The sequence below is a fragment of the Streptomyces lancefieldiae genome, assembly GCF_031845825.1.
GTDB classification, from domain to species: domain Bacteria; phylum Actinomycetota; class Actinomycetes; order Streptomycetales; family Streptomycetaceae; genus Streptomyces; species Streptomyces lancefieldiae.
In genome coordinates this window covers 1-2,768 of the sequence record NZ_JAVRFH010000174.1, presented here as the reverse complement: position 1 = coordinate 2,768, position 2,768 = coordinate 1, and the positions used below count along the sequence as shown (strand labels likewise).

General features: G+C 68.4%; 4 protein-coding genes. 2 read left to right on the top strand and 2 right to left on the bottom strand.

Going from position 1 to position 2,768, the window contains the following annotated elements; genetic code table 11:
- Nucleotides 1-38 precede the first annotated feature (38 nt).
- Both RM812_RS41295 and RM812_RS41290 read right to left on the bottom strand, forming a co-directional pair.
- Entirely contained in the window at nucleotides 39-977 is a 939-nt protein-coding gene (locus RM812_RS41295; protein ID WP_311586047.1) for a class II glutamine amidotransferase, read from the bottom strand.
- 137 nt (nucleotides 978-1,114) lie between these two features.
- Nucleotides 1,115-1,537: a gamma-glutamylcyclotransferase family protein gene (locus RM812_RS41290; protein WP_030590023.1), complete on the bottom strand. Its 423-nt coding sequence runs from the start codon at nucleotides 1,535-1,537 to the stop codon at nucleotides 1,115-1,117.
- Between the two features lie 334 nt (nucleotides 1,538-1,871).
- On the opposite strand from RM812_RS41290, the gene RM812_RS41285 reads away from it, so the two are divergent.
- Together RM812_RS41285 and RM812_RS41280 are read left to right on the top strand one after the other, a co-directional pair.
- Nucleotides 1,872-2,378, top strand: coding sequence for a hypothetical protein (locus RM812_RS41285; protein WP_311586044.1), 507 nt, complete (start codon nucleotides 1,872-1,874; stop codon nucleotides 2,376-2,378).
- 71 nt (nucleotides 2,379-2,449) lie between these two features.
- Nucleotides 2,450-2,768: hypothetical protein (locus RM812_RS41280; protein WP_311586042.1), on the top strand; the 319-nt coding region annotated here is incomplete at its 3' end.

The window sequence follows — 2,768 nt, the reverse complement described above, 5'->3', positions numbered from 1 at the left end:
GGGGTGCCCCGGCCCCTTTCTTCCTCCGGGTCGATGACCTACTTGCCGCTGGGAGACAGCCACAGCGGCGCCGAAACGGACCGCGAGCGCTGGGGCTCACGCAGCGTTCGGTGACTGCACACCTCCTCGTCGGCCATCTGGTCCTCGATGCTGAAGCCCCGGTAGGCGACGATGTGCGCCAGCCGGTCGTCCTTCGCCCGCGCCGTCGCGGTGAAGCGGCGGTCGCCCACCAGCGCCGGACTGCCCGAGGAGTAGTCGATCATCATCAGCGTGCCCTCCGGCACCATCAGAATCTCGGCGATGGTCACGTCCGCCGCGCGAGCGGCCTTGCGGAACCATCCGGGGTTGGACGCCCAGTAGAGGTTCCCCTCGGTGTCGACAGCGACGGAGAGCGGGCTCACCGCCGTGCGTGCCAGCATGACCAGCTGCGGCCAGCGCCGGTCGGTCCACACCAGAGCAGCCCGGCCCACGACGGACTCCAGGACGTCGAGGGTGGGCAGGATGACCCCGCCCGCCTGATCGAGAGCCTGGTACAGGACCTCGGTGTCGGTGCCCCCGGTCGGACGCGGGAGACTGAATTCCGATCGGAGCGGCCAGGTGTCCACGTCTCCGTTGTGCGTGCCGATGAGCTGCCCCACCTGCAGCGGGCTGGAGTTGACCAGCGTCGTCCCGCCCTGGGTCGCCCAGCGGGTGTGACCGAGAGCGACCGGAGCCGCGTCGAGCGCGCTGTTGTAGGCGGGCTTCCACACGTCCCGGAACCGGCCCGGTCCCTTGATGATCCGCCAGCCGCCCGCCGTCACGTCGCGACGGTTGGTGACCGGACGCCGGTCGAGCTTCTTCGTCGCGGAGATGGCAACTGCCAGCCCCGCCGAGTCCTTACCCCGCTCCTCGGCCAGCTGGCCCAGGGCAACGCACATGATGGTGGCGCGGGTGGGGTCACAGGTCTGGTTTCGGACAACTCCGAACAGACCGCACATAGTTGTTCCTTTTCTGCCTCGATTCTCCGCGAGGAGACCAAGGTGTACTGCTCAAGCCGTCAGGCCGCGCCGCGCGCGGCCTGACGGGTACTGCATGGTGGGGTGTTCATCCGCCCACCCCAGAGGGCGGTGCGGATTTACCGGGACTCCGCCTTGACGAAGTCACCGTCGGGGATCTCCTCGGCGTCGGTGAACCAGCGGCGGGACGACTCGCCCGCGAGGTACACGTACGCCTCGATCTCGCTGCCGTCGGCAAGAGTCACGGTTCGGACCTTGCGGTCGTACATGTTGTTGCGACCCTCGCCCCGGTAGCCTTCGAGCCGGTCGAGCCGACGGAGCACGTCGGGCCACTGCTCGGGGTCCACGTCCATGACCTCGCCGACGACCTTCCGGCCGTCCCGCTGGATCGCGAAGGGGACACCGGAACCGAAGATCGCGTAGTCGTTCAGGATCGCGGGGCGCTCCTGAATCGTGGTGCCCTCCAGGATGCCGAAGTAGTTGCCCTGCCCGGCACGGAGCGTGCCATAGACGAAAACGGGCCTCTGCTCAGTGGTGAACACGGGTTCGCCACCTTTCTGGTACTGCTCGCCGGTCACCTTCTCCGGCGTTGATGACTCAACTCTACAGCACTATTTCCAATTATGCAACTCCCCTGATCAGCCACGCCTTCCGCTCCTCGTGTTGCGTAATTGGATTTACTGCCGTACCTTGAGTGTGTCGTCGGGCGTGAACACTCGCCGCCCGGCGGCCCTGTGAAGGAGCCGCCCACGTGTGGCTCGACCTCCGCTGCCCCCTCCCAGCACAGCGGAGGCACAGGCCCCGGGCGCGGCGCCCACTGCGCCGCGCCCGGACCGAACTCCCATGCAACCGGCCCTTCAATCAATGGAGTTGCCCATGCCGTTCATGATGAGCACCCGCGCTCTGGCCCGGCTCGACCACGCGGCACTCCGCGCGGCTGGCCAAAGGTCAGCAGAAGGCCGGCCGAGCCGGACCGGCGGCACGACAGCTCCGTACGCCGTCTTCGCCACCGCCGGCTATGCGCGCACCATGCTGCGCCACGTGCTCCGCCTGAGGCAGTGGGTCACCGTCATCAGCCAGGCCGACGACCTCCATCCCCTCATCGAAGGGGCAGTGAGCCCGGCCATCCGGCTGCAGATCCCGGCCGGAACCGTGTCCCGCGAGTTCCTGGCCGCCTACGACAGCACCCGGCATTTCGCCCTGAGCCCCATCGCCCCGTGCCCGCAGTGCGGAGCGCGCGTTCCGACGGTGTGCATCAACAACCTGGCCGACTACGGCGACTGGCTGCGTGGCGCCCAGGACCTCGCCGAGTCCCCGTTCTACCGCACCTCGCCCGCCCATCACGATGACTGCCCGCTCCCGCGTCAGCCACTGACGACGTAGTCGGGTCCGCAGCACCCCGCGTCGCGGCGCCCGAACGCGTCGCAGCGCCCGAATAGATCGAAGCAGTACCGATGACTCGCTCCCATCCCCCGCACCCGCTGCGGAAGCAGGCCGAACCGACCATCACCGTGGTGTCGGTGCCGGCCCCTGCACGACGCACCGAGAAGGAACAGATCTTCCACGACGGCCTCACCGAACACCTCTTGTTCGCGCTGCCGATCGCGATGCTCGAGATCAGCCGCATGCCACCGCACGCACTGGACCCGCTCCGGGCCATGGCGGCCGCGGCCATCGGGGGCCGCGGCGACGTTCTCCAGTTCCCGAGCAAAAAGCACACCGCCGAGGCGGGCCAGCCGTTGGACCTCGGTCTCGCCTACCTGGCGCTGATGA